This window comes from Pseudomonas sp. R3-18-08 (assembly GCF_003852065.1).
Lineage (GTDB): Bacteria > Pseudomonadota > Gammaproteobacteria > Pseudomonadales > Pseudomonadaceae > Aquipseudomonas.
The window spans coordinates 51,467-78,066 of record NZ_CP027729.1; the positions used below are offsets into that span (position 1 = coordinate 51,467).

Genomic DNA, 26,600 nt, shown 5'->3' on the forward strand with positions numbered 1-26,600 from the left:
CGTGGCGACCATCATGAAGAAAGTGGACGCGGTGATCGTGGGCTTCGGCTGGACCGGCGCGATCATGGCCAAGGAGCTGACCGAAGCGGGCCTCAACGTGGTAGCGCTGGAGCGCGGCCCGATGCAGGACACCTACCCGGACGGCAACTATCCCCAGGTCATCGACGAATTGACCTACAGCGTGCGTAAAAAACTCTTCCAGGACATTTCCAAGGAGACAGTGACCATTCGCCATAGCGTGAATGACGTCGCCCTGCCCAACCGTCAGCTTGGCGCTTTTTTGCCGGGTAATGGCGTCGGCGGTGCAGGCCTGCACTGGTCGGGCGTGCATTTTCGCGTCGATCCCATCGAGCTGCGCATGCGCAGCCACTACGAAGAACGCTATGGGAAAAACTTCATTCCCAAGGACATGACCATTCAGGACTTCGGCGTCAGCTACGAAGAGCTGGAACCGTTTTTCGACTATGCGGAAAAAGTCTTTGGCACCTCGGGCCAGGCCTGGACCGTCAAGGGGCAGTTGGTGGGTGAAGGCCGCGGCGGCAACCCCTATGCACCGGACCGCTCGAACCCGTTCCCGCTGGAGTCGCAGAAAAACACGGTCTCCGCGCAGCTGTTTCAGAAAGCGGCTGCCGATGTGGGTTACAAACCCTACAACCTGCCGTCGGCCAACACCTCCGGGCCCTACACCAACCCTTACGGCGCGCAGATGGGGCCGTGCAATTTCTGCGGCTTTTGCAGTGGCTACGTGTGCTACATGTACTCCAAGGCGTCGCCGAACGTGAACATCCTGCCGGCGTTGCGCCAGGTGCCGAATTTCGAGCTGCGGCCCAATTCCCACGTGCTCAAGGTCAATCTCGACAGCACCCGGAAGAAAGCCACCGGCGTGACCTATGTCGATGGCCAGGGCCGGGAGTGCGAGCAACCGGCAGACCTGGTGATCCTCGGTGCGTTCCAGTTCCATAACGTGCGCCTGATGCTGCTGTCGGGCATCGGCAAGCCGTACGACCCGATTACCAATGAAGGCGTGGTGGGCCGCAACTTTGCCTACCAGAACATGGGCACCATCAAGGCGTTCTTCGACAAGGACACCCACACCAACAACTTTATCGGCGCGGGCGGCAATGGCGTGGCCATCGACGACTTCAACGCCGACAACTTTGATCACGGCCCGCACGGCTTCGTGGGCGGCTCGCCGATGTGGGTCAACCAGGCGGGCAGTCGGCCGATTGCCGGCACCTCCAATCCACCGGGCACCCCGGCCTGGGGCAGCGCGTGGAAGCGCGCCACCGCCGATTACTACACCCATCAGGTATCGATGGACTCCCACGGCGCCCATCAGTCCTACCGGAGCAATTACCTGGACCTGGACCCGGTTTACCGCGATGCCTATGGCCTGCCGCTGTTGCGTATGACCTTCGACTGGCAGGAAAACGACATCAAGATGAACCGCTTCATGATGGACAAAATGAGCAAGGTCGCCCAAGCCATGAATCCCAAGGCGATCGCCGTGTTGGGCAAGAAAGTCGGCGAGCATTTCAATACGGCGGCGTACCAGACCACGCACCTCAACGGCGGCGCGATCATGGGCACCGACCCGAAAACCAGTGCGTTGAACCGCTACTTGCAGAGCTGGGATGTACACAATGTGTTTGTCCCGGGGGCGTCGGCTTTCCCACAAGGTCTGGGATATAACCCTACCGGCCTGGTAGCAGCGCTGACCTACTGGTCGGCTCGGGCGATCCGCGAACAGTACTTGAAAAACCCCGGCCCGCTGGTCCAGGCATAAGGAGCGATGACCATGAAAGCACTCGTTATCGCCTCCTTGGCGCTGTTCAGCAGTTGCTCGGTCAGCGCGGCTGAGGCCGAGCTGATCAAGCAAGGGGAATACCTGGCCCGCGCCGGTGACTGTGTGGCCTGCCACACCGCCAAGGGCGGCAAGCCATTCGCCGGCGGCCTGCCAATGGAAACCCCCATCGGTGTGATTTATTCCACCAACATCACGCCGGACAAGACCGGCCTGGGCGACTACAGCTTCGAAGACTTCGACAAGGCCGTGCGCCATGGCGTCGCCAAGAACGGTAGTACGCTTTACCCGGCGATGCCCTATCCGTCTTACGCGCGTGTCAGCGACAGCGACATGCAGGCCTTGTATGCCTACTACATGAAAGGCGTTGAGCCGGTCGCCCAGCAGAACAAGGACAGCGATATTCCCTGGCCGTTGAGCATGCGTTGGCCCCTGGCGGCGTGGCGCTGGATGTTCGCGCCGTCTGTCGAGGAGCAACAGGTACAGGCCGCCGCCGATCCTGTGGTCAGCCGTGGCGCTTACCTGGTCGAAGGCCTCGGCCATTGCGGTGCGTGCCACACGCCGCGCGCCCTGACCATGCAGGAAAAGGCCCTGAGCGCCGCTGACGGCAACGCGTTCCTGTCCGGCAGCGCGCCGCTGGAAGGCTGGATTGCGAAAAGCCTGCGCGGCGACCACAAGGACGGCCTCGGCAGTTGGAGCGAAGAGCAATTGGTGCAATTTCTCAAGACCGGGCGCAGTGATCGTAGTGCGGTGTTTGGCGGCATGAGCGATGTTGTAGTCCACAGCATGCAATACATGTCGGAAGACGACCTGACTGCTATCGCCCGTTACCTCAAGAGTCTGCCGGCGGTGAATCCCAAGAACCCGCCGCACCAGTACGACAAGCAAGTGGCCCAGGCGCTCTGGAAGGGTGATGACAGCCAGCCGGGTGCCTCGGTGTACATCGACAACTGCGCGGCCTGCCACCGTACCGACGGGCATGGCTATACGCGGGTGTTCCCGGCGCTGGCGGGCAACCCGGTGCTGCAGACGGCGGATGCCACGTCGTTGATCAACATCGTGTTGAACGGCGGTACCTTGCCCGCCACCCACGCCGCGCCGTCAACCTTCACCATGCCGGCATTTGCCTGGCGCCTGTCGGACCAGGAAGTGGCGGACGTGGTCAGTTTCATCCGTGGCAGTTGGGGCAATCAAGGCACGCCAGTGAGCGCCAGTGACGTGGCCGACCTGCGCAAGAACGATATGCACACCACCTCGGGGGATGATTTAGGGCAGGTCACGCAAAAGCACTGACCGCCAAACGGCACTGGTCAGAACTCTCACGCCTCGATACTGTATATAAAAACAGTATCGAGGCGTTTTCATGACGACTGCACTGCCACCCCGTGGCCGGGGCACGGCCACCAACCTGCACAACCGTTTCGCGCCCACCGTCAGCGTGGCCGAGGACGACGGCTGGTTCCAGGAAGTGCCGCCCACCCAGGGCACCGAAGTGCGTATCGAAACGGCCAAGACCATCATCACCCGCAATAACTCGCCGGACTTGCCGTTCGATCGCTCGATCAACCCTTATCGTGGCTGCGAGCATGGCTGCATCTACTGCTATGCGCGGCCCAGCCACGCGTATTGGGACATGTCGCCGGGGTTGGATTTCGAAACCAAACTGATTGCCAAGAGCAACGCCGCCGACGTGCTGGAGCAGCAGTTGTCGAAGCCGGGGTATGTGTGCGCGCCGATCAACCTGGGCTCCAACACCGACCCTTACCAGCCGATCGAGCGCGAATACAGGATTACCCGGCAAACCCTTGAGGTGCTGCTGCGCTATCGGCACCCGGTGACCATCATCACCAAGGGCTCCCTGATCCTGCGCGATCTGGACCTGCTCGCCGAACTGGCCCGGCAACGACTGGTGGCCGTGATGATCAGCCTTACCAGCCTGGACGATGAACTCAAGCGCATACTGGAGCCGCGCACTGCAGCGCCCAAGGCGCGGTTACGGGCGATACGGGTGATGCGCGCGGCAGGTATTCCGGTCGGTGTGCTGTGTTCGCCGATGATTCCGATGATCAACGACAGCGAGTTGGAAAGCCTGCTCACCGAGGCCCATGCCGCCGGTGCGCAAAGTGCTGCGTACATGATGCTGCGCCTGCCGCTCGAGGTGGCGCCGCTGTTCGAGGAGTGGCTGGCGGCGCATTACCCGCAGCGCGCGGCGCACGTGATGAGCCTGGTGCGTCAGGTGCGCGGTGGCGCGGTGTACGACAGCCGCTTCGGCGTGCGCATGCGCGGCGAAGGGCCGTTTGCCGATTTGCTGGCGCAGCGTTTCAGCAAGGCGATCAAACGTCTGGGGCTCAATCGCCGTGAAGGCTTCGATCTGGATTGCACGGCGTTTTGTCCACCTGGCCGGCAAATGGCATTGTTGTAGACTGAAGAGGAGAAATGCGAAACATCTGTAGGAATAATCGCGTTTTGATATCACTGAAACCCGCGACCTAGAGCGGTTGATTCAGTTTGAGTTAAGTTTCGGTGGGTACCTTGTTCAGCGAGTGACTGATGAGTCGGCGCCTTGGGCTGTGGAGGTTTCCCAACTTTTTCACTGCCCGGACGTCGAACTGGCCTGGAACACTTACCCTGCATTGATCAAGAGGATGAATCATGAGTGATAAGGATAAACAGCCGTTGGCTGCGTCGGCTTCAGCCTCTCAGGCGGAAACCGCCGATGCAGCGCTGCAGCACATTGTTGACGGCTTTTTGCATTTCCATCACGACGTCTTCCCCCAGCAGGAAGAACTCTTCAAGAAACTTGCCACGGCTCAAAGTCCCCGTGCGATGTTCATCACCTGCGCCGATTCGCGCATCGTGCCGGAGCTGATCACCCAAAGCTCCCCTGGCGATCTGTTCGTCACCCGTAACGTGGGTAACGTAGTGCCGCCTTATGGCCAGATGAACGGCGGCGTGTCCACGGCCATCGAGTACGCGGTATTGGCGCTGGGCGTGCAGCACATCATCGTGTGCGGGCACTCCGACTGCGGCGCCATGCGCGCGGTGCTCAATCCCGACAGCCTCGAGAAGATGCCAACGGTCAAGGCCTGGTTACGACATGCCGAGGTGGCCAAGACCATGGTCCACGACAACTGCGACTGCGCCAATGAAGGCGAGAGCATGAAGGTGCTGACCGAAGAAAACGTCATCGCCCAGTTGCAGCACTTGCGCACCCACCCTTCCGTGGCTTCGCGCATGGCCAATGGCCAATTGTTTATCCACGGCTGGATCTACAACATCGAAACCAGCGAGATCCGGGCCTACGACGCGGATCAGTCGGCGTTCCGACCGTTGGGCGGTGAAGGTCCGATTCCATCCGCGACGCCTAAAGCGCGCTTCTAACACACTTCCCTGCCGGGTAAAGCGGTGGCTGCCATGGATGCAGCCAGGCTTTACCGCGCCCGGCGAATGCCTCGGGAGAGTCATCATGCGTGCTGCTCAATTGAAAGCTGTTTTGCCTCGGGAGCTGCTCGCCTCCGTGGTGGTGTTTCTGGTCGCCCTGCCTTTGTGCATGGGGATTGCAATCGCGTCCGGCATGCCGCCGGCCAAGGGCTTGATCACCGGGATCATCGGTGGTCTGGTGGTGGGCTGGTTGGCGGGTTCTCCGCTGCAAGTCAGTGGCCCGGCAGCGGGGTTGGCGGTGTTGGTGTTCGAGCTGGTACGCCAGCACGGCATGCTGATGCTGGGGCCAATCCTGTTGCTGGCGGGCTTCCTGCAATTGGTGGCCGGGCGTCTGCGCCTGGGCTGCTGGTTCCGCGTGACGGCGCCGGCGGTGGTGTACGGCATGCTGGCGGGGATCGGCGTACTGATTGTGCTGTCGCAGGTCCATGTGATGCTCGACAGTGCGCCCAAACCATCCGGGCTGGATAACCTGGCAGGCTTCCCGGCGGCATTGATCGAAGCGATACCCACCCTCGGCGGCGGGCTCGGCTGGCAGGCGGGCTTGCTCGGTGTATCGACGATGCTGGTGATGTACCTGTGGGACAAATTCCGTCCACAACAACTGCGCTTCGTGCCAGGGGCTCTACTGGGCGTAGGCCTGGCAACGGTGACGAGCCTGGTGCTGGCGTTGCAGGTCAAACGTGTGGAAGTGCCGGAAAACCTGGCCGACGCCATTGACTGGCTGCGCCCCAGCGACCTGCTCAACCTGGCTGACCCGCAGCTGCTGATCGCCGCATTTGCCGTCGCCTTTATCGCCAGTGCCGAAACGCTGCTGTCCGCCGCAGCGGTCGACCGCATGCACAGCGGCCAGCGTTCGGATTTCGATAAGGAATTGTCCGCTCAAGGCGTGGGCAACATGCTGTGCGGATTGGTCGGTGCCCTGCCGATGACCGGCGTGATTGTACGCAGCTCGGCCAACGTCCAGGCGGGCGCCACCACGCGCTTGTCAGCGATGTTCCACGGCCTGTGGCTGCTGGGCTTCGTGTTGTTGCTGTCGAGTGTGCTGCAGAGCATCCCGGTGGCGAGCCTGGCGGGCGTGCTGGTGTATACCGGGATCAAGCTGGTGGACGTGAAGGCGTTCAAGGCATTGGGGCGTTATGGCCGAATGCCGATGTTCACCTACGCGGCCACGGCGCTGGCGATCATCTTCACCGACCTGCTGACCGGTGTACTGGTGGGCTTCGGGCTGACGCTGGTCAAGCTGGCCTTCAAAGCCTCACGGCTGAAAATCAGCCTGATCGACTTGCCTCAGGACGGCGAGATGGAGTTGCGGCTGATCGGTGCGGCGACGTTCCTGAAAGTGCCGGCGTTGACCCAGGTGTTGTCGACGGTGCCGATGGGAACCACCGTGCATGTGCCGCTCAATAACCTGAGTTACATCGACCATTCCTGCCTGGAGCTGTTGGAGGAATGGGGCCGGGCCAATGCGGCCAAGGGCTCGAAACTGGTGATCGAGGCGCGTGGGTTGAAGCGCCGGTTGGAAGGCCGGATAAGGACCACCACGGGGATAGGCTCCGCGCCCTCAACCACCTGACCAAACCGGATCAAAATGTAGGAGGGGCTTGCTCCCGATTGGGGTGTATCAGCCAAATAGATTTTGACTGGTCCACCGCTATCGGGAGCAAGCCCCCTCCCACATTTCGTTCTGTGTCTGATTGAGGATTTAAGTCGGCTGATCCAGCGCCAACTCCACTCCAAGCTGGCGCGACAGGCACGGCCAGCGCTTCCATGCCGCTTCCGTATCCGGGCTTTTCAACTGTTCGCGGTATGTCTCGACCGACTCCAGCGCAAAGCTCTCTTCGTTAAGCATCTCATCCACTGCCAGGTGCACCGCTTCATCCAGCTGATTGGCGAAGTCTTCACCGATCAATTGGTGGGCAATCAGGTTGGCGACCGTGGTGTCCGCCGGGATCAGCGGCTGGCCGAAATGCTTGATATACAGGTCGTTGACCTCCTCCACCAGGCGATGGGCCAGGTAGGCTTCGTCCAGCAAACCGTCCAGGCCTTCGTGGCCCGCCAGAATTGCCGGCGGCTGCAGGAAGAAATGCTCGGCAATCTTCAGCACAGGCTTGATCTGGCTTTCGATTCCGGCTTCGCGCGCTACGTCGTTGGCGGCTTCGAGCAAATCCGGGACGAGGTCGATGTACGCGGTGACAAAGCGGGTCATGACAATGTTGCGATCACCGTCAACCAGGGAAATGGCCGAATGCAGGTGCGGCAATTGCTTTTCCAATTGCTGGGCAAGCTGGCCCGTGGTTGCTTCGTGTTGATGGGCACGGGAAATCTGCTCGCGCAATGCGGCGGTGTTCATGAAGGCTCCGGTCAGGCGTAGGAAAAGAGAGAGGATAAGGTAGCTCGGTTATACGAGCACCTAAGACGCATTTGTCATAATTATTTCATGGTTATACGCACACGTTATATCGAATTGCCATCGCTCGTCGGATAAACGATTCCGCCGCCCGGTTTATTGGGCCCGTCTGTCTGTTTTCACTCATTTGCCCCTACACATTGCGGGGTCGCTGCGGCTGTCTATACTCGGATTTGTAGGCAATTGGCTGATGACGCCCGACTGCATGACGCAGCAAGGCTTGGCGGTGGTAAGCAGTTTGGAAGCCGCTCCCTTCGCCGCAGGTGCAAACCGGCGGGATAACAAGAAACATAAAAGGGGAACCCGCAATGACGCGACATCCACACGTTTGGATGGGCTTAGTGTTGTCGTCGGTATTCGGCCAGGCCCACGCCGCCTGGACAACGAATATGGCGCCAGGTGCTACTGAAGTCAGTCACGCTGTGTTTGACCTGCACATGACCATTTTCTGGATTTGTGTAGTGATCGGCATCGTCGTGTTTGGCGCGATGTTCTGGTCGATGATCCTGCACCGCCGATCCACGGGCCAGGTAGCGGCCAAGTTCCACGAAAGCACCACGGTGGAAATTCTCTGGACCGTGGTGCCGTTGCTGATCCTGGTGGCCATGGCCATTCCCGCGACCAAGACGCTGATCAACATCTACGACAGCAGTGAGTCGGATATCGATATCCAGGTCACCGGCTATCAGTGGAAGTGGCACTACAAATACCTGGGCCAGGATGTGGAGTTCTTCAGCAACCTGGCCACTCCGGCTGAGCAGATCCATAACCAGGCCACCAAGGGCGAGCACTACCTTCTCGAAGTCGACCAGCCGCTGGTGTTGCCGGTGGGGGCAAAAGTGCGCTTTCTGGTGACCGCCGCCGACGTGATCCACTCCTGGTGGGTGCCGGCCTTTGCGGTCAAGCGTGACGCCATTCCAGGCTTCGTCAATGAAGCCTGGACCCGCGTCGAGAAACCCGGCATCTATCGCGGCCAGTGCGCCGAGCTATGCGGCAAGGACCACGGGTTCATGCCCATCGTGGTCGAGGTCAAGTCCAGGGCCGACTACGACACCTGGCTTGGCGAGCGCAAGCAAGAGGCGGCCAAGCTCAAGGAGCTGACCTCCAAGGAATGGACACTCGACGAACTGGTGGCCCGCGGCGACAAGGTCTACCACACCACCTGCGTGGCCTGTCACCAGGCCGAGGGCCAGGGCCTGCCGCCCATGTTCCCGGCGCTCAAGGGCTCGAAAATCGCCACCGGGCCTGCCGCCGATCACCTGAACCTGGTTTATCACGGCAAGCCAGGTACCGCGATGGCCGCGTTCGGCAAACAACTCTCGGAAGTCGATATCGCTGCGGTCGTGACCTACGAACGCAATGCCTGGGGCAATAACAAAGGCGACATGGTCACGCCAAAAGACGTGCTGGCCATCAAACAGGCGGAAAGTAAATGACAGCCTCCCTTGCCACCGTCCAGACCCGCCCCGCCCACTCGCTTGCAGGAGAACGGTCATGAGCACTGTGATCGATGACCATGGTCACGCCGACCACGCCCACGGCCCCGCGAAGGGGTTGATGCGCTGGGTGCTGACCACCAACCATAAAGACATCGGCACGATGTACCTGTGGTTTGCCTTCACCATGTTCCTGCTGGGCGGTTCGTTCGCCATGGTGATTCGCGCCGAACTGTTCCAGCCCGGCCTGCAGATCGTGCAGCCGGCGTTCTTCAACCAGATGACCACCATGCATGGCCTGATCATGGTGTTCGGCGCGGTGATGCCGGCCTTTGTCGGCCTGGCCAACTGGATGATCCCGTTGATGATCGGCGCACCGGACATGGCCCTGCCGCGCATGAACAACTTCAGTTTCTGGCTGCTGCCGGCGGCGTTCCTGTTGCTGGTCTCGACCCTGTTCAGCCCCGGCGGCGGGCCGAATTTCGGCTGGACGTTCTATGCCCCGCTCTCCACCACCTATGCGCCGGAAAGCGTGACCTTCTTCATCTTTGCCATCCACCTGATGGGCATCAGTTCGATCATGGGCGCGATCAACGTGGTGGCGACCATTCTCAACTTGCGCGCGCCGGGCATGACCCTGATGAAAATGCCGCTGTTCGTGTGGACCTGGCTGATCACCGCGTTCCTGCTGATTGCAGTGATGCCGGTGCTGGCCGGTTGCGTGACCATGATGCTGATGGATATCCACTTCGGCACCAGCTTTTTCAGTGCGGCGGGCGGTGGTGATCCGGTGCTGTTCCAGCATGTGTTCTGGTTCTTTGGCCACCCTGAGGTGTACATCATGATCCTGCCGGCGTTCGGGGCCGTCAGCTCGATCATCCCGACCTTCTCGCGCAAACCGTTGTTTGGCTACACCTCAATGGTCTACGCCACGGCCAGCATCGCGTTCCTATCGTTCATCGTGTGGGCGCACCATATGTTCGTTGTCGGTATACCGCTGGTGGGCGAACTGTTCTTCATGTACGCCACCCTGCTGATCGCGGTGCCCACCGGGGTCAAGGTGTTCAACTGGGTCAGCACCATGTGGCAAGGCTCGCTGACCTTCGAGACGCCGATGCTGTTCGCGGTGGCCTTCGTGATCCTGTTTACCATCGGCGGTTTTTCCGGGCTGATGCTGGCGATCGCGCCGGCGGACTTCCAGTACCACGACACCTACTTCGTGGTGGCGCATTTCCATTACGTGCTGGTGCCCGGCGCGATCTTCGGCATCTTCGCCTCGGCCTACTACTGGCTGCCGAAATGGACCGGTCACATGTACGACGAAACCCTGGGCAAGCTGCACTTCTGGCTGTCCTTCGTCGGCATGAACATGGCGTTCTTCCCGATGCATTTTGTGGGCCTGGCCGGCATGCCGCGCCGGGTGCCGGACTACAACCTGCAGTTCGCCGACTTCAACATGGTGTCGTCCATTGGTGCGTTCATGTTCGGCGCCACGCAGATCTTCTTCCTGTTTATCGTGATCAAGTGCATCCGCGGCGGCCCGCCCGCGCCGGCCAAACCGTGGGATGGCGCCGAAGGCCTGGAGTGGAGCGTGCCCTCGCCCGCGCCGTACCACACCTTCACCACGCCGCCGGAGGTGAAATGAATAAGTCACCCTCGATTCCTTGTGGGAGGGGGCTTGCCCCCGATTGCTATCTCACAGCCAAAGGTAGTGTCGACTGGTACACCGCCATCGGGGCAAGCCCCCTCCCACATTGATTGTGTCCGCTTTGGGTGGGCGTTATGGCTGACTCCATACCGATCAAACGCCTGGTCACGCGCCTGCTTATCCTGGTGCTGGCGATGTTCGCCTTCGGTTTTGCCCTGGTGCCGATCTATGACGTGATGTGCAAGGCATTCGGCATCAACGGCAAGACCGGCGGGCAGTACGAAGGCGAGCAGGTCGTCGACCCGTCGCGCCAGGTGCGGGTGCAGTTCCTGTCCACCAACGCCATCGATATGGTCTGGGATTTCTATGCCAAGGCCGACGAGGTGGTGGTCAACCCGGGTGCTGTGACCGAGATGCTGTTCGTCGCTTACAACCCGACTGACAAACCGATGACCGCCCAGGCGGTGCCGAGTATTTCCCCGGCCGAAGCGGCGATGTACTTCCACAAGACCGAGTGTTTTTGCTTCACCCAGCAAGTGTTGCAGCCAGGCGAACGTATCGAGATGCCAGTGCGCTTCATCGTCGATCGCGCCATGCCCAAGGATGTGAAGCATTTGACCTTGGCCTACACGCTGTTTGATATCACTGCGCGCCAGCCGCCCGTGGCGGCCCACAGCGGCGGCTAGCTACTGTTTGCCCGCTCAATCAGGAGAGCGAATACATGTCGACTCATGATACGTACTACGTACCAGCGCAAAGCAAATGGCCGATCATTGCCACGATTGGCCTGTTGGTCACCGTGTATGGACTGGCCGTGTGGTTCAACGATCTCAAGGCGTTACGCCCGGAATCCCACGGCCCGTGGATCTTCTTCGTCGGTGGCCTGTTGCTGGCCTACATGCTGTTCGGCTGGTTCGGTGCGGTGATCAAGGAAAGCCGCGCCGGCTTGTACAGTGCGCAAATGGACCGTTCGTTTCGCTGGGGCATGACCTGGTTTATCTTTTCCGAAGTGATGTTTTTCATCGCTTTCTTTGGCGCGCTGTTTTACGTGCGTGTCTGGGCAGGACCCTGGCTGGCAGGTGAGGGCCCCAAGGGCATCGCGCATATGTTGTGGCCGAATTTCGAATTCGCCTGGCCCTTGCTGAACAACCCGGACCCCACGTTGTATCCGGCGCCCAAAGGCACGATCAGCCCGTGGGGCCTGCCGTTGGTAAACACTATCCTGCTGGTGAGTTCCAGCGTGACCATCACCATCGCCCACCATGCCTTGCGCAAAGGGCACCGCGGCGCGCTGAAGATCTGGCTGGCGCTCACCGTGCTACTGGGCCTGGCGTTTCTCGGATTCCAGGCCGAGGAGTACATCCACGCCTATAAAGAGCTGGGCCTGACGTTGGGTTCGGGCGTGTACGGCGCGACGTTCTTCATGCTCACCGGGTTTCACGGTGCCCACGTGACCATCGGCACGATCATTCTGTTTGTGATGCTGATGCGCATCCTGAAGGGGCATTTCAATGCCGAACACCAGTTCGGTTTCGAGGCGGCCAGTTGGTATTGGCACTTCGTGGATGTGGTGTGGATCGGGCTGTTTTTCTTTGTGTATGTGCTGTGAATCGTTCTACCACGGCGCATGCGAGACCAACTGGCCACTGAAAAAGCCCCAGGCGATCAGCCCGACGGTGATGGCGGCCAACACGACACGCACGGTCAGGGCAGTGACGAGGCGGTTGGAACGGCCCTCGTCCTTGACCAGGAAGAACAAGCCACTGAACAGGCTCGCGACGGTCGCGATCAGCATCAGGGCAATGGCGGCTTTGAGCATGGTCTGGCTCCGGGCTTCAGGGGGAGGGGGCAATGAGATTCAGTATAGCCAGTGCCAGGCAGCGCTTGCGGCCCGGCATCGCGCCGACCTTGGTGGTGCTGCTGTTGCTGCCGTTGATGGTCGGCCTGGGGTTCTGGCAACTGTCGCGCGGTCAGGAAAAACAGCGCTTGGTCGACAATTACGCAGAGCGGCGTGCGGCCGAGCCCATGGGCAGCGAGCAGCTTGAAGCCAGTGCCGACCCAGCCTTTCGCCGGGTTCATCTGCGCGGCAATTTCGATGCCGAACACAGTGTGCTGCTCGATAACCGTATGCGCGACGGCAGGGCCGGGGTTGAGCTGTTACAACCCTTCCATGATCAGGCCAGTGGCCTGTGGTTGTTGCTCAATCGTGGTTGGCTGCCCTGGCCGGACCGGCGCACGCCACCGGTGTTCACCACCCCGGATCAACCGGTGAGTCTTGTCGCCTGGGTGTACGTCGCCCCCGGCGAAACCTTCCAATTGCGCGTCGACCCCACAACCGCGCAGTGGCCGCGCCTGTTGACCGCGTTGCATCCCGTCGCGCTGTGGGCTGAATTGCGCCGCAGCGGGTTCGCCTACGAACTGCGCGCCGAAGCCGGCCCCGGTACCTACGACACCACCTGGCCGGTAGTCGCCATGGGCCCGGAAAAACACCTGGGGTATGCGGTGCAGTGGTTTGCCATGTCACTGGCGCTGCTGGCGCTTTACCTCTACCTCGGATGGCACAACGCAAAGGAGAAGCACCATGGGAGCCGCCATGAATCCACTCAACATGTCTGAGGCGCCGGACCGGCGTAAAGGCCGCTTTCAGTTGATCCTGATCCTGCTGATGGTGGTGGGCCCGATGGTGCTGGCGACCTTTATGTACAAGCTGCAGTTCTGGGTGCCGGACAATCGCAGTTATCACGGTGAAATGATCGGTAACGGCCAGACCCGCGCCGACATCGGCGTGCAGGCCGATGAGCAGCGCTGGCAACTGCTGGTCACCGCCCCCACCGACTGCGCCGCCGAGTGCCAGCAACTGGTGTATCTGGCGCGCCAGCTGCAGATCGGCCTCGGTCGCGATGCGTCCCGTGCCAGCCACGCGCTGGCCAGTGCGCAGCCGGTCGCTACCGACTACGACGCCAAGCTCAAGGCCGAGTACCCGCAATTGCAACGCTACTCACTGGACCTGTCGATCTTCAACCGCAATGCCGCCGCGCCGGGGGATGCGCACCTGTGGATCGTCGACCCCCACGGTAACCTGGTGCTGCGCTACGACGCCAAGGTCAACGGCAAGGATTTGCTCAACGACCTGCGCCTGCTGTTGAAACTGTCGAACATCGGATAAGGGCATCATCATGGCCAAGCCTGGATTTCGCCTCGCGTTGTTTGCCACCTTGCTGGCGCTGATCGTCGTGTTGCTGGGCGCCTATACCCGCCTGACCCATGCCGGCCTCGGGTGCCCGGACTGGCCGGGTTGCTACGGCTTTATCAGCGTGCCGCAAAGTGCAGCCCAGTTGGCCCATGCCGAGCTGCATTATCCGGATACGCCGGTGGAGGCCGACAAAGGCTGGGCCGAGATGACTCACCGCTACTTTGCCGGCACCCTCGCCCTGCTGATTGCGCTGCTGGCGGGGCGTGCGTGGAGCCACCGCCGCGACCCCGGCCAGCCGGTAAAATTGCCGCTGTTCATGTTGATGGTGGTGATCGCCCAGGCGGCGTTCGGCATGTGGACGGTGACGCTCAAGCTGTGGCCGCAAGTCGTGACGGGGCACCTGTTGGGCGGTTTTGCCACCTTGAGCCTGCTGTTCCTGTTGACCCTGCGCTTGTCCGGTGTGTTGCCCGCATTGATCGTGCCCAGGCGCCTGCAATATTGGGCAACGGCGGGGTTGGTGCTGGTGATCGGGCAGATTGCGCTGGGCGGATGGGTCAGCTCCAACTACGCGGCGGTGGCCTGTGTCGATTTGCCAACGTGTCACGGGCAATGGTGGCCGGCAGCGGACTTTGCCAACGGCTTTCACCTGACCCAGCATATCGGCCCTAACTACCTCGGTGGTCAGCTGGACAGCGATGCGCGCACGGCCATTCACCTCACCCATCGCGTCGGGGCGGTGCTGGTCACGCTGGTGCTGCTGGGCCTGGCCTGGCAATTGCGCGCGGTGGGCATGACGCGCCTGGCAGGCTTGCTGTTGATCGCCCTGGCGGCGCAAATCAGCCTGGGCCTGAGCAATGTGGCGTTCGGCTTGCCGCTGCCGGTGGCGGTGGCTCATAACGCCGGGGGCGCGGCGCTGTTGCTGACCCTGGTACTGGTCAATTATCACGCGCGTACCAGCCTGGTTCGGGTGCGCGTTCCACGCCCGATTGCCTGGCGGTTTATTCCGCGCAAACAGGTATCGGGCCTGATAACCCTTAAAGGAGAAATGCCATGGCGTCCCTGATCGGCGCAGGTCACGGCCAGGCTATCTGGCGCGACTATCTGGAGCTGACCAAGCCGAAGGTGGTGGTGCTGATGCTGATCACCTCGCTGGTGGGCATGTTCCTCGCCACCCGCGCTGGAGTGCCGTGGACGGTGCTGGTTTTCGGCAACCTGGGCATCGCCTTGTGTGCGGGCGCGGCGGCTGCGGTCAACCATGTGGTGGACCGGCGCATTGATGCACTGATGGCGCGTACGCACAAACGGCCATTGGCCGAGGGCCGCGTCTCGCCGGCTGCGGCACTGGCCTTTGCGTTGTTGCTGGCGGTGGCGGGCCTGGCGCTGTTGCTGGCCTTTACCAACCCACTGGCGGCATGGCTGACGTTGGCTTCGTTGCTGGGCTATGCGGTGATCTACACCGGTTTTCTAAAACGTGCGACGCCGCAGAACATCGTCATCGGTGGCCTGGCCGGCGCCGCGCCGCCGCTGTTGGGCTGGGTCGCGGTAACCGGGCATATCAGTGCCGAACCCCTGCTGCTGGTGCTGATCATCTTTGCCTGGACGCCGCCGCACTTTTGGGCGCTGGCCATTCACCGCAAGGAGGAGTACGCCAAGGCTGACATCCCGATGCTGCCGGTCACCCACGGCGAGCATTACACCAAGGTGCATATCCTGCTCTACACCTTTGCCCTGCTGGCGGTGAGCCTGATGCCCTATGTGATCCATATGAGCGGGTTGCTGTACCTGGCCTGTGCGCTGGTATTGGGCGGGCGCTTTCTGCAATGGGCCTGGGTGCTGTACCGTGGCAGCCAGCCGCACGCGGCGATCAACACCTTCAAGTACTCCATCTGGTACCTGCTGCTACTGTTTATCGCCCTGCTCGTCGACCACTACCTACTGTTGAACCTATGACTCGAACTCAGAAAACTGTCTTCATTCTCGTGGCCCTGGTGGCGTTGATCATGGGCCTGACCGTCAATAAGGTGCTATCAGGCAAAGGCCAGGGCGATCCCACCGCGCTGATCGACGCCGGCATTATCCTGCTGCCGCAAAGTCGCCAGCTGCCTGCGGTGAGCATGACCAACCAGGACGGCCAGCCGGTGCTGGTCGATGAGCTGAAAGGCAAGTGGAGCCTGCTGTTCTTCGGCTACACCTTCTGCCCGGATATCTGCCCGACCACCCTCGCCCAGCTGCGCCAGATCAAGAGCGAACTGCCCAAGGACGCGGTGGATAAGTTGCAGGTGATCCTGGTCAGCGTCGACCCGAACCGCGACACCCCTGCCCAGCTCAAGCAGTACCTGGGCTATTTCGATCCGCAGTTCCAGGGGCTGACCGGTGCGAATGTGCAGGAGGTGCAGACGGTCTCGAATGCGGTGAGCATCCCGTTCATCCCGGCGGACACCAGCAAGCCCAACTACACCGTCGATCACAGCGGCAACCTGGCGCTGATCGGGCCGGATGGTACCCAGCGTGGGTTCATTCGCGCGCCGTTGAATAACCAGAAGCTGGTGGCGCAGTTGCCGGGGCTGTTGCAGCGTAAATAGCTCACGACACAAAACAAATGTGGGAGGGGGCTTGCCCCCGATAGCAGGGTGTCAGTCGATGAAGATGTTGACTGACCCGCCGCTATCGGGGGCAAGCCCCCTCCCACATTTTGATCTCCAGTGTGTTGGAGATCGTTCCCACGCTCTGCGTCCGCTTTGAATCAGAACGCTGGCTTGATCGCGCCTTTGTACTTCTCTTCGATGAATTGCTTCACTTCAGGTGTGTGCAGGGCGGCTACCAGCTTCTTCACCGCGTCCGAGTCCTTGTTGTCTTCACGGGTCACCAGGATGTTTACGTAAGGCGAGTCGCTGCCTTCGATCACCAGGGCGTCCTTGGACGGGTCCAGCTTGGCTTCCAGCGCGTAGTTGGTGTTGATCAGGGCCAGGTCGACCTGGGTCAGCACGCGCGGCAGGGTGGCGGCTTCGAGTTCGCGGAACTTCAGGTTTTTGCTGTTAGCGGTGATGTCCTTGATGGTCGACAGGATGTTGGTCGGGTCCTTCAGGGTAATCAGGCCGTTGTTGGCCAGCAGCAACAGGGCGCGGCCGCCGTTGGTGGCGTCGTTCGGGATCACCACATTGGCGCCGTCCGGCAGCTCGTCCAGCTTCTTGTATTTGCTCGAGTACGCGCCCAGCGGTTCCAGGTGCACGCCGCCGACGCTCACCAGGTGAGTGCCCTTGGCCTTGTTGAATTCATCCAGGTACGGCTGGTGCTGGAAGAAGTTGGCGTCCAGGCGCTTTTCAGCCACCTGTACGTTCGGCTGCACGTAGTCGGTGAAGACTTTGACCTGCAGGTCCACGCCTTCTTTGGCCAGCGCAGGTTTCACGAATTCCAGGATTTCTGCATGCGGCACTGGCGAGGCGGCGACCTTGAGGGTCTCGGCGTGGGCAGAAAACGCGGCAACGGCGGCGAAAGCAACCAGTAGTTTTTTCATCCAGCAAGCTCCATGTTCGGGCATCTGCCGGCACCAGGCCGGCCATGGCCGTTATTTTCGAGAAAAGTGCACCACCAGCTTGTCGCCGACGGTTTGCAGAATTTGCACCAGGATCAACAGCATCACTACGGTGACTACCATCACGTCGGTCTGGAAACGCTGGTAACCGAAACGGATCGCCAGGTCGCCCAGACCACCGGCACCGACCACGCCGGCCATCGCCGTGTAGGACACCAGTGTAATCGCCGTTACGGTAATTGCCGCGAAAATGCCGGGGCGTGCTTCGGGCAGCAAGGCGTTGGTGATGATCTGGCGCGTGCTGGCACCCATTGACTGCGTGGCCTCGATGATGCCGCGGTCCACTTCACGCAGGGCGGTTTCCACCAGGCGCGCAAAGAATGGCGTGGCGCCCACCACCAGCGGCGGAATCGCACCCGCTACGCCCAGCGATGTGCCAGTGAGCAGCACGGTGAACGGAATCATCACGATCAACAGGATGATGAACGGCAGCGAGCGCAGGATGTTCACGATCAACGACAGCAGCGCGTACAAGCCTTTTTGCTCGAACAGCTGACGTGGGCTGGTCAAGAACAGCAGCACACCCAACGGCAGGCCCAGCACGACCGTGAAGAACAGCGAACCGAACAACATGGTCATGGTATCGCCGGTGGCGAGCCAGATTTCGGACCAGTCGATGTTGGCAAAGAAGCTCAGGAAAACGTCCATCAGCGCAGCACCTCCATATGAACGTCAGCGGCGGTGAAGCGCGCAAACGCGGCTTCCATGTCACCGCCAGTGACGGCGAGGGTCAATTGCCCGTAGGGGATGTCTTTGATGCGGTCGATACGACCGGCCAGGATGCTGTAGTCCACCCCCGTTTCACGGGCGACGGTACCCAGCAATGGCGCGTAGGTCGCGTCGCCTTGGAACGTCAGGCGCACGATACGGCCTGGTACGTGGGCGAAGTCATCGTGCTGCTCGCCTTCATCGACCTGTTCGGCTTCCTGGACGAAGCGCTTGGTGGTCGGATGCTTGGGATGCAGGAACACATCAGCCACCGAGCCTTGCTCGACGATCACGCCAGCGTCCATCACGGCCACCTGGTCGCACACGCGGCGAATCACGTCCATTTCATGGGTGATCAACACGATGGTCAGCTTCAGCTCGCGGTTGATTTCCGCCAGCAATTGCAAGACCGACGCGGTGGTTTGCGGGTCGAGGGCGCTGGTGGCCTCGTCGCACAGCAGAATCTTTGGTTTGGTTGCCAGGGCGCGGGCAATGCCGACGCGCTGCTTCTGGCCGCCGGACAATTGCGCCGGGTATTTCCGGGCGTGGTCCGACAGGCCGACGCGGGCGAGCAGCTCGGCGACGCGCAGGTCGATTTCCTTGCGCGACAACTCGCCGGCCAGTGTCAGCGGCAGCGCCACGTTGTCTGCAACGGTCTTGGATGCCAGCAGGTTGAAGTGCTGGAAGATCATTCCGACCTGCTGGCGGAAACGGCGCAGGCCGTTGGCATCCAGGGCGGTGACTTCTTCGCCGTCGACACTGATCTGCCCGCCACTGGGCTCTTCAAGGCGATTGATCAGGCGCAGCAGGGTACTTTTTCCCGCACCCGAGTGGCCAATCAGGCCAAACACCTGGCCGTTTTCGACGCGCAGGCTGGTGGGGTGCAGGGCGGGAATATCCTTACCGGCGACGCGGTAGGTTTTATGGACGTTTTGAAACTCGATCACGTAGCGAACCTTGTGGGGCGCATGGAAAAGGGATCAGCGGTTAGCCGGGCGCGCATTTTAGCCTGTCCATCCAGTGATTCTTAGCATTTATTTCGTATCCATCCTGCGATTTGGCAATAACGAGACCGAAGGTCATAAAAAGGGAACGGCTCATAACGCTGTCAGTCACTACTTAAGCAATGCGATGTTCCGGGTGCCGTGCCCGGGGCTTCATTCAAACGAGCCGGGGACCGCTCTGGCCACTTTGACTAAGGAGTTTTTACTGATGAGTACCAAGAAGCCAGGCACCCCGCCGAAGAGTGAACTCGCGGGTACCGATACCCTGGACCGAGGCAATACCAACACCAAATTGCAGGCGTTGGAAGAATTTCGTTCCGATGCGACCGGCCAAGCCCTGCGCACTAACCAGGGCGTGAAGATCTCCGACAACCAGAACACCTTGAAGGTCGGTGCCCGTGGCCCTTCGCTGCTGGAAGACTTCATCATGCGTGAAAAAATCACGCACTTTGACCATGAGCGCATCCCGGAGCGCATCGTGCATGCCCGTGGTACCGGCGCCCATGGTTATTTCCAGAGCTACGGCGACCATTCGGCGCTGACCAAGGCTGGTTTCCTACGTACTCCGGAGCATAAAACGCCGGTGTTCGCGCGTTTTTCCACGGTGCAGGGGCCGCGCGGTTCCGGTGACACCGTGCGTGACGTGCGCGGTTTTGCCGTGAAGTTTTTCACCGACGAAGGCAACTTCGACCTGGTGGGCAACAACATGCCGGTGTTCTTCATTCAGGATGCGATCAAGTTTCCTGATTTCGTGCACGCCGTTAAGCCTGAACCGCACAACGAGATTCCTACAGGCGGCTCGGCCCACGATACGTTCTGGGACTTTGTCTCGCTGGTACCGGAGTCGGCGCATATGGTGGTGTGGGCGATGTCTGACCGCGCCATTCCGAAAAGCCTGCGTGCAATGCAGGGTTTCGGCGTGCATACCTTCCGTTTGATCAACACCGAAGGCAAATCGAGCTTTGTGAAGTTTCACTGGCGGCCAAAAGTCGGTACCTGCTCGCTCGTGTGGGACGAAGCACAAAAGCTGGCCGGTAAAGATACCGATTACCACCGTCGCGACCTGTGGGAATCGATTGAAAGCGGCGACTACCCCGAGTGGGAACTGGGCGTTCAGATCGTTGCAGAGGAAGACGAGCATAAGTTCGACTTCGACCTGCTCGACCCGACCAAGATCATTCCAGAGGAACTGGTGCCGATCACCCCGCTGGGCAAGATGGTGCTTAACCGCAACCCGGACAATTTCTTTGCCGAGGTCGAGCAGGTTGCGTTCTGCCCAGGCCATATCGTGCCGGGCATCGACTTCACCAACGACCCACTGCTGCAAGGTCGTCTGTTTTCCTACACAGACACCCAGATCAGCCGTCTTGGCGGGCCGAACTTCCATGAGATCCCGATCAATCGCCCGGTCGCACCAAACCACAACAACCAGCGCGATGCCCTGCATCGCAGCGTGATCGATAAGGGCCGCGCAGCCTACGAGCCGAACTCCATCGACGGCGGGTGGCCGAAGGAAACGCCGGCAGGTCCGACCGACGGCGGTTTTGAGACCTACTACGAGCGCATCGATGCGAACAAGGTCCGCGAGCGCAGTGAGTCGTTTGGCGACCATTTCTCCCAGGCCACGCTGTTTTTCAACAGCATGAGCCACCACGAGAAAGAGCACATCATCGCCGCCTACAGCTTCGAGTTGGGCAAGGTCGAGCGCGAACATATTCGTGCCCGCCAGGTGAATGAAATTCTGGCCAACATCGACCTGGAACTGGCCAAGCGCGTGGCGCAGAACCTGGGCCTGCCAGCGCCGACCAAAGGCACGGTGCCTGTACGTGAAACATCGTTGAAGCAATCGCCGGCATTGAGCCAGGTGAATTTGCTGTCCGGCGACATCAAGACGCGCAAAGTGGCGATTCTGGCGGCTAACGGCGTAGACGGTGCAGCGATTGATGCACTCAAAGCCGCACTTGAGGCTGAAGGTGCGCACGCCAAGTTGCTGGGGCCGACTTCGGCGCCTGTGACCACCGCCGATGGCAAGTCGCTGCCGGTGGATGCGTCGATGGAAGGCATGCCGTCCATTGCGTTTGACGCAGTGTTTATCCCTGGCGGTAAAGAGTCGGTCAAAGCGCTGAGCGGCGACGGTGTGGCGCTGCACTACGTGCTGGAAGCGTACAAGCACCTGAAGGCTATCGCGGTAGCCAGTGACGTGAAGCCTTTGTTGGATCTGCTGAAGCTGGAGGCGGATGCGGGGTTGATCGTGGGTGCGGATGCCAAGGCGTTCAAGGCGTTCTTCGCCGCGATTGCCCAGCATCGGGTCTGGGATCGGGAGCCTAAGGCCAAGGCGATTCCGGCTTAATTATTGGGTTGTTTGTTAGATCGTCATCGGGGGCAAGCCCCCTCCCACAATTTGAATGTATTCACAGTTCAAAATGTGGGAGGGGGCAAGCCCCCGATGCTTTTGTCAGTCTGCCTTACGCGGAATCAACACAACCTGCGCCGGAATGTGTTTCAAAATCTGCCGGTGAATCTTCAGGTCATACCCTGCATCAATGCGCTTCACCCGTTTGGTCAGCAACGTGGCCAGCCACGGGTAATCCTCGGTACGTGGCACCTGAATGCTGACGTCGCAGTGGTAATTCACCACGTCGGTGGCGATGGCATCCAGCTGATGGCGCATGGCTTCGACATCCGCCAGGTTCAACGCCACGGTGGTGCTCGGCGCCGCCGGGTCGATGACTTTGGCGGCGGGCTTGGCTTCGGCGGCTTTCAAGGCGGCCTCGGCCTGATCCAGCTCAGCTTTGCGCGCATGGCTGATGGCGCTGTTGACGCCACCGGTCAGGGCCGGGGCCTTGGGCATCAGCGCGCGGGCACGGCTCAGGGCTGTGGCGGCGGCGTTGACGTCGCCCTTTTGCAGCACGATCTGGCTGCGCTGCAGGTAGGCTTCGGCCAATTGCCGCTGGTAAGCCTCCAGCGCCGGATCGTTGGGCGATTGGGCCTGCAACGTGGCGAGCTGGTCTTCGGCGGTGGCCAATTCGCTGCTGGCCAGGTTTTGCTCCAGTTGCGCGATGGCCGCAGCACGCGGATCCAGCGCTTCGGGGGCGGCGGGCGGTGTGCTTTGACAGGCGCCCAGCAGCAGGGAAAATGCGGCAAGGAGCAGATAACGGAAAGTGAACGGCTTCATTCCTGCGACTCTCTATTTGCGCAAAAAGCGAGCAAGTCTACACCCCTCGACGGGGCAGGACAAAACTCAGCAGAAACAGGGCGGCCGCCGATACTACGATCGACGGCCCGGCCGGTGTGTCCTTGAACCATGACAACGCCAGGCCTCCACACACTGCCAGCATGCCCAACAGGCTTGCGCCGATTGCCATTTGCTCCGGCGAACGAGCATGGCGCTGAGCGGCGGCTGCGGGAATGATCAACAGCGACGTGATCAACAATACGCCGACAATCTTCATCGCGACAGCGATCACCACCGCGATCAACAACATCAGCGCCAGGCGCAGGGCCGGCACGGGCAAACCTTCCACCGTGGCGAGTTCCTCGTGCACGGTGATCGCCAGCAGCGGGCGCCACAGGCTCACCAGCAGCACCAGCACCGCCGCGCTGCCGCCTAGGATCCACATAAGATCGACAGGGCTGATCGCCAGCAGATCGCCAAACAGGTAGGCCATCAGGTCAATGCGCACTTCATGCATGAAGCTCAGCACCACCAGGCCCAGGGACAAGGTACTTGGCGCCAGGATGCCCAACAGCGTATCGGAGGCCAGCGGCTGGCGCTGTTGCAACGTCACCAGCAACACCGCCAGCAGCAGGCAGCCGACGGTGACGGCGATGGTCGGGCTCACATCCAGCAGGAAGCCCATGGCCACGCCAAGCAGCGCGGCATGGGACAACGTGTCGCCAAAGTACGCCATGCGCCGCCAGACCACGAACGAGCCCAACGGGCCCGCTACCAACGCCAAAGCCAAGCCTGCCAGCAGGGCGTAGAGCAGAAAATCAGCCATGCTTGCAGCTATCTCCATGAACATGAGGGTGGGGTGCGGCGGGGTCGTCAACCACGGCGCCGTGCAGATCATGGGCGTGGTCGTGGTGGTGATGGTAGATCGCCAGGCTTTGCGCGTTCTTACCGAACAGCTCGACGAACGCCGGGTCGCCGCTGACCTGCTCCGGGTGGCCGGAGCAGCACACGTGACGGTTGAGGCAGACCACCTGGTCGGTGGTGCTCATCACCAGGTGCAAATCGTGGGAAACCATCAGCACACCGCAGCCGTGGCGGTCGCGCAAGCGGGTGATCAGGCTGTACAGCTCGGCTTGCCCGGCCACGTCGACGCCTTGCACGGGCTCATCGAGCACCAGCAGCTCTGGCTCGCGCAACAGCGCGCGGGCCAGCAGCACTCGCTGCATTTCACCGCCGGAGATGCTCTGCACCGGGCTGTCGATCACCTGTTCGGCGCCGACTTCCTTGAGCGCCGCCTGCGCGCGGGCACGGTCAACCCCCGGTACCAGGCGCAGAAAGCGCAGTACGGAAAGCGGGAGTGTCGGGTCTACGTGCAGCTTCTGCGGCATATAGCCCACGCGCAGTTTGGGCCTGCGCCATACGCTGCCACGGTCGGGCTTGAGCAGGCCCAGCACGGCGCGCACCAGGGTGGTCTTGCCGGCGCCATTGGGGCCGATCAGGGTAACGATCTGCCCCGGCTCCACGCTCAACGCAATGTCATCCAGCACATTTTGCCCGGCGAACGTGACCCCAACCTGCTCCAGGCGGATTAACGCGTTGCTCATCAAGCCCCCTGACAGCCCGAGCATAGGCCGACCACTTCGACCGTTTGCCCTTCGACGCTGAAGCCGACCTCAGCGGCGCTTTTGATGATGGCGTCACTGATGCTTTTTTGTTCAAGCTCGATGGCGGCGTGGCACTGGCGGCAAATCAGGAACTGACCCTGATGCGCGTGTTCCGGGTGGTTGCAGCCGACAAAGGCATTGAGCGAAGCGATGCGGTGCACCAGGCCGTTTTCCAGCAGGAAATCCAGCGCGCGGTAAACCGTGGGCGGCGCAGCGCGGCGGCCGTCCTGCTCGCTGAGTACGCCGAGGATGTCGTACGCGCCCAGCGGCTTGTGGCTTTGCCACACCAACTCCAGCACGCGACGACGCAGCGCGGTCAGGCGCAAACCCTTCTGCGCGCACAGGGTGTCGGCCTCCGACAGCGCGGTGTGAACGCAGTGAGAGTGGTCGTGGGGACGGCTGGCAAGCGGTGTTATAGGCATGAGCGGCGACAGATATTTGATAGAGACGTTATTATGTTACCCGTTCCTACGCCATTGAGTGGTCATCGTGTCCCGACTTTTTCCCGTTTTTGTCGTATTTGTCACCAGTTTGTTCATGGCTGGCGCCGCTCAGGCCGAGGTCAAGGTGCTGACCAGCATCAAGCCGCTGCAGCTGATTGCCGCTGCTGTGCAGGACGGTGTGGCGGTTCCGGAGGTGTTGCTGCCACCGGGTGCATCGCCGCATAACTTCGCATTGCGCCCATCCGACGTACGGCGCGTGCAGTCGGTAGACCTGCTTTATTGGATCGGTCCGGACATGGAAACATTTTTGCCGCGCGTGCTGAAAGGCCGTACGGCGACAACGGTGGCCGTGCAGGACCTGCCGGGCATGAAACTGCGCCGATTCGGCGAAGATAGCCACTCCCACGCCGATGAAGCCGACGAACATGACCACGATCATCGCCCCGGCAGTGTGGATGCACATCTGTGGCTGTCGACGGTGAATGCGCGGGTGATCGCGGCGCGTATGGCGGCTGACCTCAGTGCCGCCGACCCGGCCAACGCCGCGCGTTACCAGAGCAACGCAAAGGCCTTCGAGGATCGCCTGGATGCGCTGGATGTGCGCCTGAAGCAGCGTTTGGCCAGCGTTGAGGGCAAACCTTACTTTGTATTTCACGAAGCTTTTGATTACTTCGAAGACGCCTACGGCTTGAAGCACGCTGGTGTGTTCGCCGTTGCAGCCGAAGTGCAGCCAGGCGCCCAGCATGTGGCGGCGATGCGCACGCGGTTACAGGAAGTGGGCAAGACCTGTGTGTTCAGCGAGCCGCCGTTGCGACCAAGGTTGGCAGAGACGCTGGTGGCAGGTTTGCCGGTGAAGCTGGCGGAACTGGACGCGCTGGGTGGCTACACCCCGGCGACTGCGCAGGGGTATGAGCAGGTGCTGGAGAAGTTGGGCAACGACCTGACCGGGTGTCTGGAGTCACTTTAAAGGTGGGGCAAGCGTTAAGGCTTATTGTAGGAGCGAGCTTGCTCGCGAAAAACTCACAGGCACCGCGTTCATTCAGAAAGCACGCGTTATCGTTGACGTTTTTCGCGAGCGAGCTCGCTCCTACATTTGGACTGAGCAGGTCTTTAGAGCGCAAACGGCAGGTGGACGCTGACTTGCTGGCGTTGCGCCAAGCGCTGCTCGAACTCCGCCGGGTCATGAATCAGCACATCCTGCCCGGCAAACGCCTGCGCCGCGATCAAGCGTGACAGCCAGAAGCGCACACACGCCACTCGCAACAGGGTCGGCCACAGCTCGGCTTCCTTCGCGGTAAACGGCCGCAGCCCCGCGTAGGCCCCCAGCAATGCACGGGCGCGCTGCCCATCGATCACGCCGTCGGCATCCGAACACCAGTCATTCAAGGCGATGGCGACGTCGTACAGCATCGGCCCCGAGCAGGCGTTGTAGAAGTCGATCAGGCCGGTCAGGTGCGTGCCTTCGAACATGGCGTTGTCGCGGAACAGGTCGGCGTGAACGTTGGCGCGCGGCAGGGCAAGGATCTGCGCCTTGTGAGCCTGGATCTCGCTCAAGGCATCCTGCAGCAGCCGCTGTTGCGCGTCGTTCAGGTGCGAAATCAACTGCGCGCCTTCAGTGAGCATCCAATCCAGCCCGCGATCGGTCTTGCGTTCCAGCACCTTGTCGCCCTGGGTCGCCAGATGCAGGTGACCGAGCAAGTCGCCGACCTGGGCGCAATGCTGGGCGTTGGCGTCCTTGATGTGCTTGCCGGCCAGGCGCGGTTGCAACAGCGCCGGCTTGCCGGCCAGCGTGCGCAGGGCAACGCCGTCGGTGGTGCGCAGGGCGTAAGGCACGGGCAGGTCGGCGTCGTGGAGCACGTCGAGCAGTTCGATGAAGAATGGCATTTCCGCAACGGGGCCACGTTCAACCAGGGTCAGGACGTACTCGCCCTGTTCCAGGCTGATAAAGAAGTTGGTGTTTTCGCTACCGGCGGCAATCCCCTGGAAATCAAGCAGGCGGCCGAGCCCGTAAGGGGCAAGAAAGGTTTCCAGCTCGGGCCGAGCCAGGGGGGTGAACACAGACATGGTTAAAACTGCCATTACGGG

The 26,600-nt window shown here is 61.2% G+C and carries 26 protein-coding genes; 16 read left to right on the forward strand and 10 right to left on the reverse strand.

Translation table 11 applies throughout. From position 1 onward, the window contains the following. Window position 1: 1 nt before the first annotated feature. The 5 genes from C4J92_RS00255 to C4J92_RS00275 all read left to right on the forward strand — a co-directional run bounded on the left by C4J92_RS00255 (window position 2) and on the right by C4J92_RS00275 (window position 6,818). Window positions 2-1,786: a GMC family oxidoreductase gene (locus C4J92_RS00255; protein ID WP_124360617.1), complete on the forward strand. Its 1,785-nt coding sequence runs from the start codon at window positions 2-4 to the stop codon at window positions 1,784-1,786. Window positions 1,787-1,798: 12 nt separating this feature from the next. Then, entirely contained in the window at window positions 1,799-3,097 is a 1,299-nt protein-coding gene (locus C4J92_RS00260; RefSeq protein WP_124402586.1) for a cytochrome c, read from the forward strand. 70 nt (window positions 3,098-3,167) lie between these two features. Then, complete coding sequence (locus C4J92_RS00265; protein WP_124369073.1) at window positions 3,168-4,226, forward strand: PA0069 family radical SAM protein; 1,059 nt, start codon at window positions 3,168-3,170, stop codon at window positions 4,224-4,226. A 230-nt stretch (window positions 4,227-4,456) separates the two neighbouring features. Further along, window positions 4,457-5,185, forward strand: coding sequence for a carbonic anhydrase (locus C4J92_RS00270; protein ID WP_124402587.1), 729 nt, complete (start codon window positions 4,457-4,459; stop codon window positions 5,183-5,185). A gap of 85 nt (window positions 5,186-5,270) precedes the next feature. Beyond that, entirely contained in the window at window positions 5,271-6,818 is a 1,548-nt protein-coding gene (locus C4J92_RS00275) for a SulP family inorganic anion transporter (RefSeq protein ID WP_124402588.1), read from the forward strand. Window positions 6,819-6,947: 129 nt separating this feature from the next. On the opposite strand, the gene C4J92_RS00280 is transcribed toward C4J92_RS00275, so the two are convergent. Further along, on the reverse strand, window positions 6,948-7,595 hold the full coding sequence (locus tag C4J92_RS00280) for a hypothetical protein (protein ID WP_124402589.1): 648 nt from the start codon (window positions 7,593-7,595) through the stop codon (window positions 6,948-6,950). Window positions 7,596-7,960: 365 nt separating this feature from the next. Here C4J92_RS00280 and coxB point away from each other — a divergent pair, with 365 nt between their 5' ends. The 4 genes from coxB to C4J92_RS00300 all read left to right on the forward strand — a co-directional run bounded on the left by coxB (window position 7,961) and on the right by C4J92_RS00300 (window position 12,345). Further along, a complete protein-coding gene (coxB, locus tag C4J92_RS00285; RefSeq protein WP_124402590.1) occupies window positions 7,961-9,088 on the forward strand; it encodes a cytochrome c oxidase subunit II in 1,128 nt (375 codons plus the stop codon). A 58-nt stretch (window positions 9,089-9,146) separates the two neighbouring features. Beyond that, entirely contained in the window at window positions 9,147-10,733 is a 1,587-nt protein-coding gene (ctaD, locus tag C4J92_RS00290; RefSeq protein ID WP_124360624.1) for a cytochrome c oxidase subunit I, read from the forward strand. A 137-nt stretch (window positions 10,734-10,870) separates the two neighbouring features. Further along, window positions 10,871-11,422: a cytochrome c oxidase assembly protein gene (locus C4J92_RS00295; RefSeq protein ID WP_124360625.1), complete on the forward strand. Its 552-nt coding sequence runs from the start codon at window positions 10,871-10,873 to the stop codon at window positions 11,420-11,422. A gap of 35 nt (window positions 11,423-11,457) precedes the next feature. Beyond that, window positions 11,458-12,345, forward strand: a complete 888-nt coding sequence (locus C4J92_RS00300; RefSeq protein WP_124360626.1) for a cytochrome c oxidase subunit 3 — start codon at window positions 11,458-11,460, stop codon at window positions 12,343-12,345. A 6-nt stretch (window positions 12,346-12,351) separates the two neighbouring features. Here the strand turns inward: C4J92_RS00300 and C4J92_RS00305 are convergent, their stop codons facing one another. Beyond that, a complete protein-coding gene (locus tag C4J92_RS00305) occupies window positions 12,352-12,555 on the reverse strand; it encodes a twin transmembrane helix small protein (protein WP_124365282.1) in 204 nt (67 codons plus the stop codon). A 32-nt stretch (window positions 12,556-12,587) separates the two neighbouring features. Here C4J92_RS00305 and C4J92_RS00310 point away from each other — a divergent pair, with 32 nt between their 5' ends. Genes C4J92_RS00310 through C4J92_RS00330 form a run of 5 tightly spaced genes read left to right on the forward strand, consistent with a single transcriptional unit; the run spans window position 12,588 to window position 16,511 of the window. Next, the gene (locus tag C4J92_RS00310) at window positions 12,588-13,352 is read left to right on the forward strand and encodes an SURF1 family protein (protein WP_124402591.1); all 765 of its coding nucleotides are present in this window, start codon (window positions 12,588-12,590) and stop codon (window positions 13,350-13,352) included. Then, window positions 13,318-13,902 carry a hypothetical protein gene (locus tag C4J92_RS00315; RefSeq protein ID WP_124402592.1) on the forward strand — a complete coding sequence of 195 codons (585 nt, stop codon included), beginning with the start codon at window positions 13,318-13,320 and terminating at the stop codon, window positions 13,900-13,902. Before C4J92_RS00310 ends, C4J92_RS00315 begins: the two co-directional genes overlap by 35 nt. Window positions 13,903-13,912: 10 nt before the next feature. Further along, window positions 13,913-14,992 (forward strand): heme A synthase, encoded by a 1,080-nt coding sequence (locus C4J92_RS00320; protein ID WP_124402593.1) that lies wholly within the window; start codon window positions 13,913-13,915, stop codon window positions 14,990-14,992. After that, window positions 14,980-15,879 carry a heme o synthase gene (cyoE, locus tag C4J92_RS00325; RefSeq protein ID WP_124360631.1) on the forward strand — a complete coding sequence of 300 codons (900 nt, stop codon included), beginning with the start codon at window positions 14,980-14,982 and terminating at the stop codon, window positions 15,877-15,879. Before C4J92_RS00320 ends, cyoE begins: the two co-directional genes overlap by 13 nt. Beyond that, a complete protein-coding gene (locus C4J92_RS00330) occupies window positions 15,876-16,511 on the forward strand; it encodes an SCO family protein (protein WP_124360632.1) in 636 nt (211 codons plus the stop codon). The genes cyoE and C4J92_RS00330 overlap by 4 nt, the downstream gene beginning before the upstream one ends. A gap of 161 nt (window positions 16,512-16,672) precedes the next feature. Here the strand turns inward: C4J92_RS00330 and C4J92_RS00335 are convergent, their stop codons facing one another. The 3 genes from C4J92_RS00335 to C4J92_RS00345 are packed head-to-tail and all read right to left on the reverse strand — an operon-like array spanning window position 16,673 to window position 19,176. Next, window positions 16,673-17,443 carry a MetQ/NlpA family ABC transporter substrate-binding protein gene (locus C4J92_RS00335; protein ID WP_124402594.1) on the reverse strand — a complete coding sequence of 257 codons (771 nt, stop codon included), beginning with the start codon at window positions 17,441-17,443 and terminating at the stop codon, window positions 16,673-16,675. 51 nt (window positions 17,444-17,494) lie between these two features. Then, complete coding sequence (locus C4J92_RS00340; RefSeq protein WP_124402595.1) at window positions 17,495-18,169, reverse strand: methionine ABC transporter permease; 675 nt, start codon at window positions 18,167-18,169, stop codon at window positions 17,495-17,497. Continuing rightward, the gene (locus C4J92_RS00345; protein WP_124402596.1) at window positions 18,169-19,176 is read right to left on the reverse strand and encodes a methionine ABC transporter ATP-binding protein; all 1,008 of its coding nucleotides are present in this window, start codon (window positions 19,174-19,176) and stop codon (window positions 18,169-18,171) included. Before C4J92_RS00345 ends, C4J92_RS00340 begins: the two co-directional genes overlap by 1 nt. A gap of 184 nt (window positions 19,177-19,360) precedes the next feature. On the opposite strand from C4J92_RS00345, the gene katE reads away from it, so the two are divergent. Continuing rightward, the gene (gene katE / locus C4J92_RS00350; RefSeq protein ID WP_256657438.1) at window positions 19,361-21,583 is read left to right on the forward strand and encodes a catalase HPII; all 2,223 of its coding nucleotides are present in this window, start codon (window positions 19,361-19,363) and stop codon (window positions 21,581-21,583) included. A 105-nt stretch (window positions 21,584-21,688) separates the two neighbouring features. Here katE and C4J92_RS00355 read toward each other — a convergent pair whose 3' ends face one another. The 4 genes from C4J92_RS00355 to zur are packed head-to-tail and all read right to left on the reverse strand — an operon-like array spanning window position 21,689 to window position 24,494. After that, window positions 21,689-22,408 carry a PA5502 family lipoprotein gene (locus C4J92_RS00355; RefSeq protein ID WP_124402597.1) on the reverse strand — a complete coding sequence of 240 codons (720 nt, stop codon included), beginning with the start codon at window positions 22,406-22,408 and terminating at the stop codon, window positions 21,689-21,691. Window positions 22,409-22,445: 37 nt separating this feature from the next. Next, window positions 22,446-23,234, reverse strand: coding sequence for a zinc ABC transporter permease subunit ZnuB (znuB, locus tag C4J92_RS00360; RefSeq protein ID WP_124360638.1), 789 nt, complete (start codon window positions 23,232-23,234; stop codon window positions 22,446-22,448). Further along, a complete protein-coding gene (znuC, locus tag C4J92_RS00365; RefSeq protein WP_124360639.1) occupies window positions 23,227-24,012 on the reverse strand; it encodes a zinc ABC transporter ATP-binding protein ZnuC in 786 nt (261 codons plus the stop codon). The genes znuB and znuC overlap by 8 nt, the downstream gene beginning before the upstream one ends. Next, window positions 24,012-24,494 (reverse strand): zinc uptake transcriptional repressor Zur, encoded by a 483-nt coding sequence (zur, locus tag C4J92_RS00370; protein WP_124365291.1) that lies wholly within the window; start codon window positions 24,492-24,494, stop codon window positions 24,012-24,014. The genes znuC and zur overlap by 1 nt, the downstream gene beginning before the upstream one ends. A gap of 58 nt (window positions 24,495-24,552) precedes the next feature. On the opposite strand from zur, the gene C4J92_RS00375 reads away from it, so the two are divergent. Then, window positions 24,553-25,482 carry a zinc ABC transporter substrate-binding protein gene (locus C4J92_RS00375; protein ID WP_124402598.1) on the forward strand — a complete coding sequence of 310 codons (930 nt, stop codon included), beginning with the start codon at window positions 24,553-24,555 and terminating at the stop codon, window positions 25,480-25,482. A gap of 143 nt (window positions 25,483-25,625) precedes the next feature. Here the strand turns inward: C4J92_RS00375 and C4J92_RS00380 are convergent, their stop codons facing one another. Beyond that, a complete protein-coding gene (locus C4J92_RS00380) occupies window positions 25,626-26,579 on the reverse strand; it encodes a homoserine kinase (protein WP_124402599.1) in 954 nt (317 codons plus the stop codon). Between the last annotated feature and the right edge of the window lie 21 nt (window positions 26,580-26,600).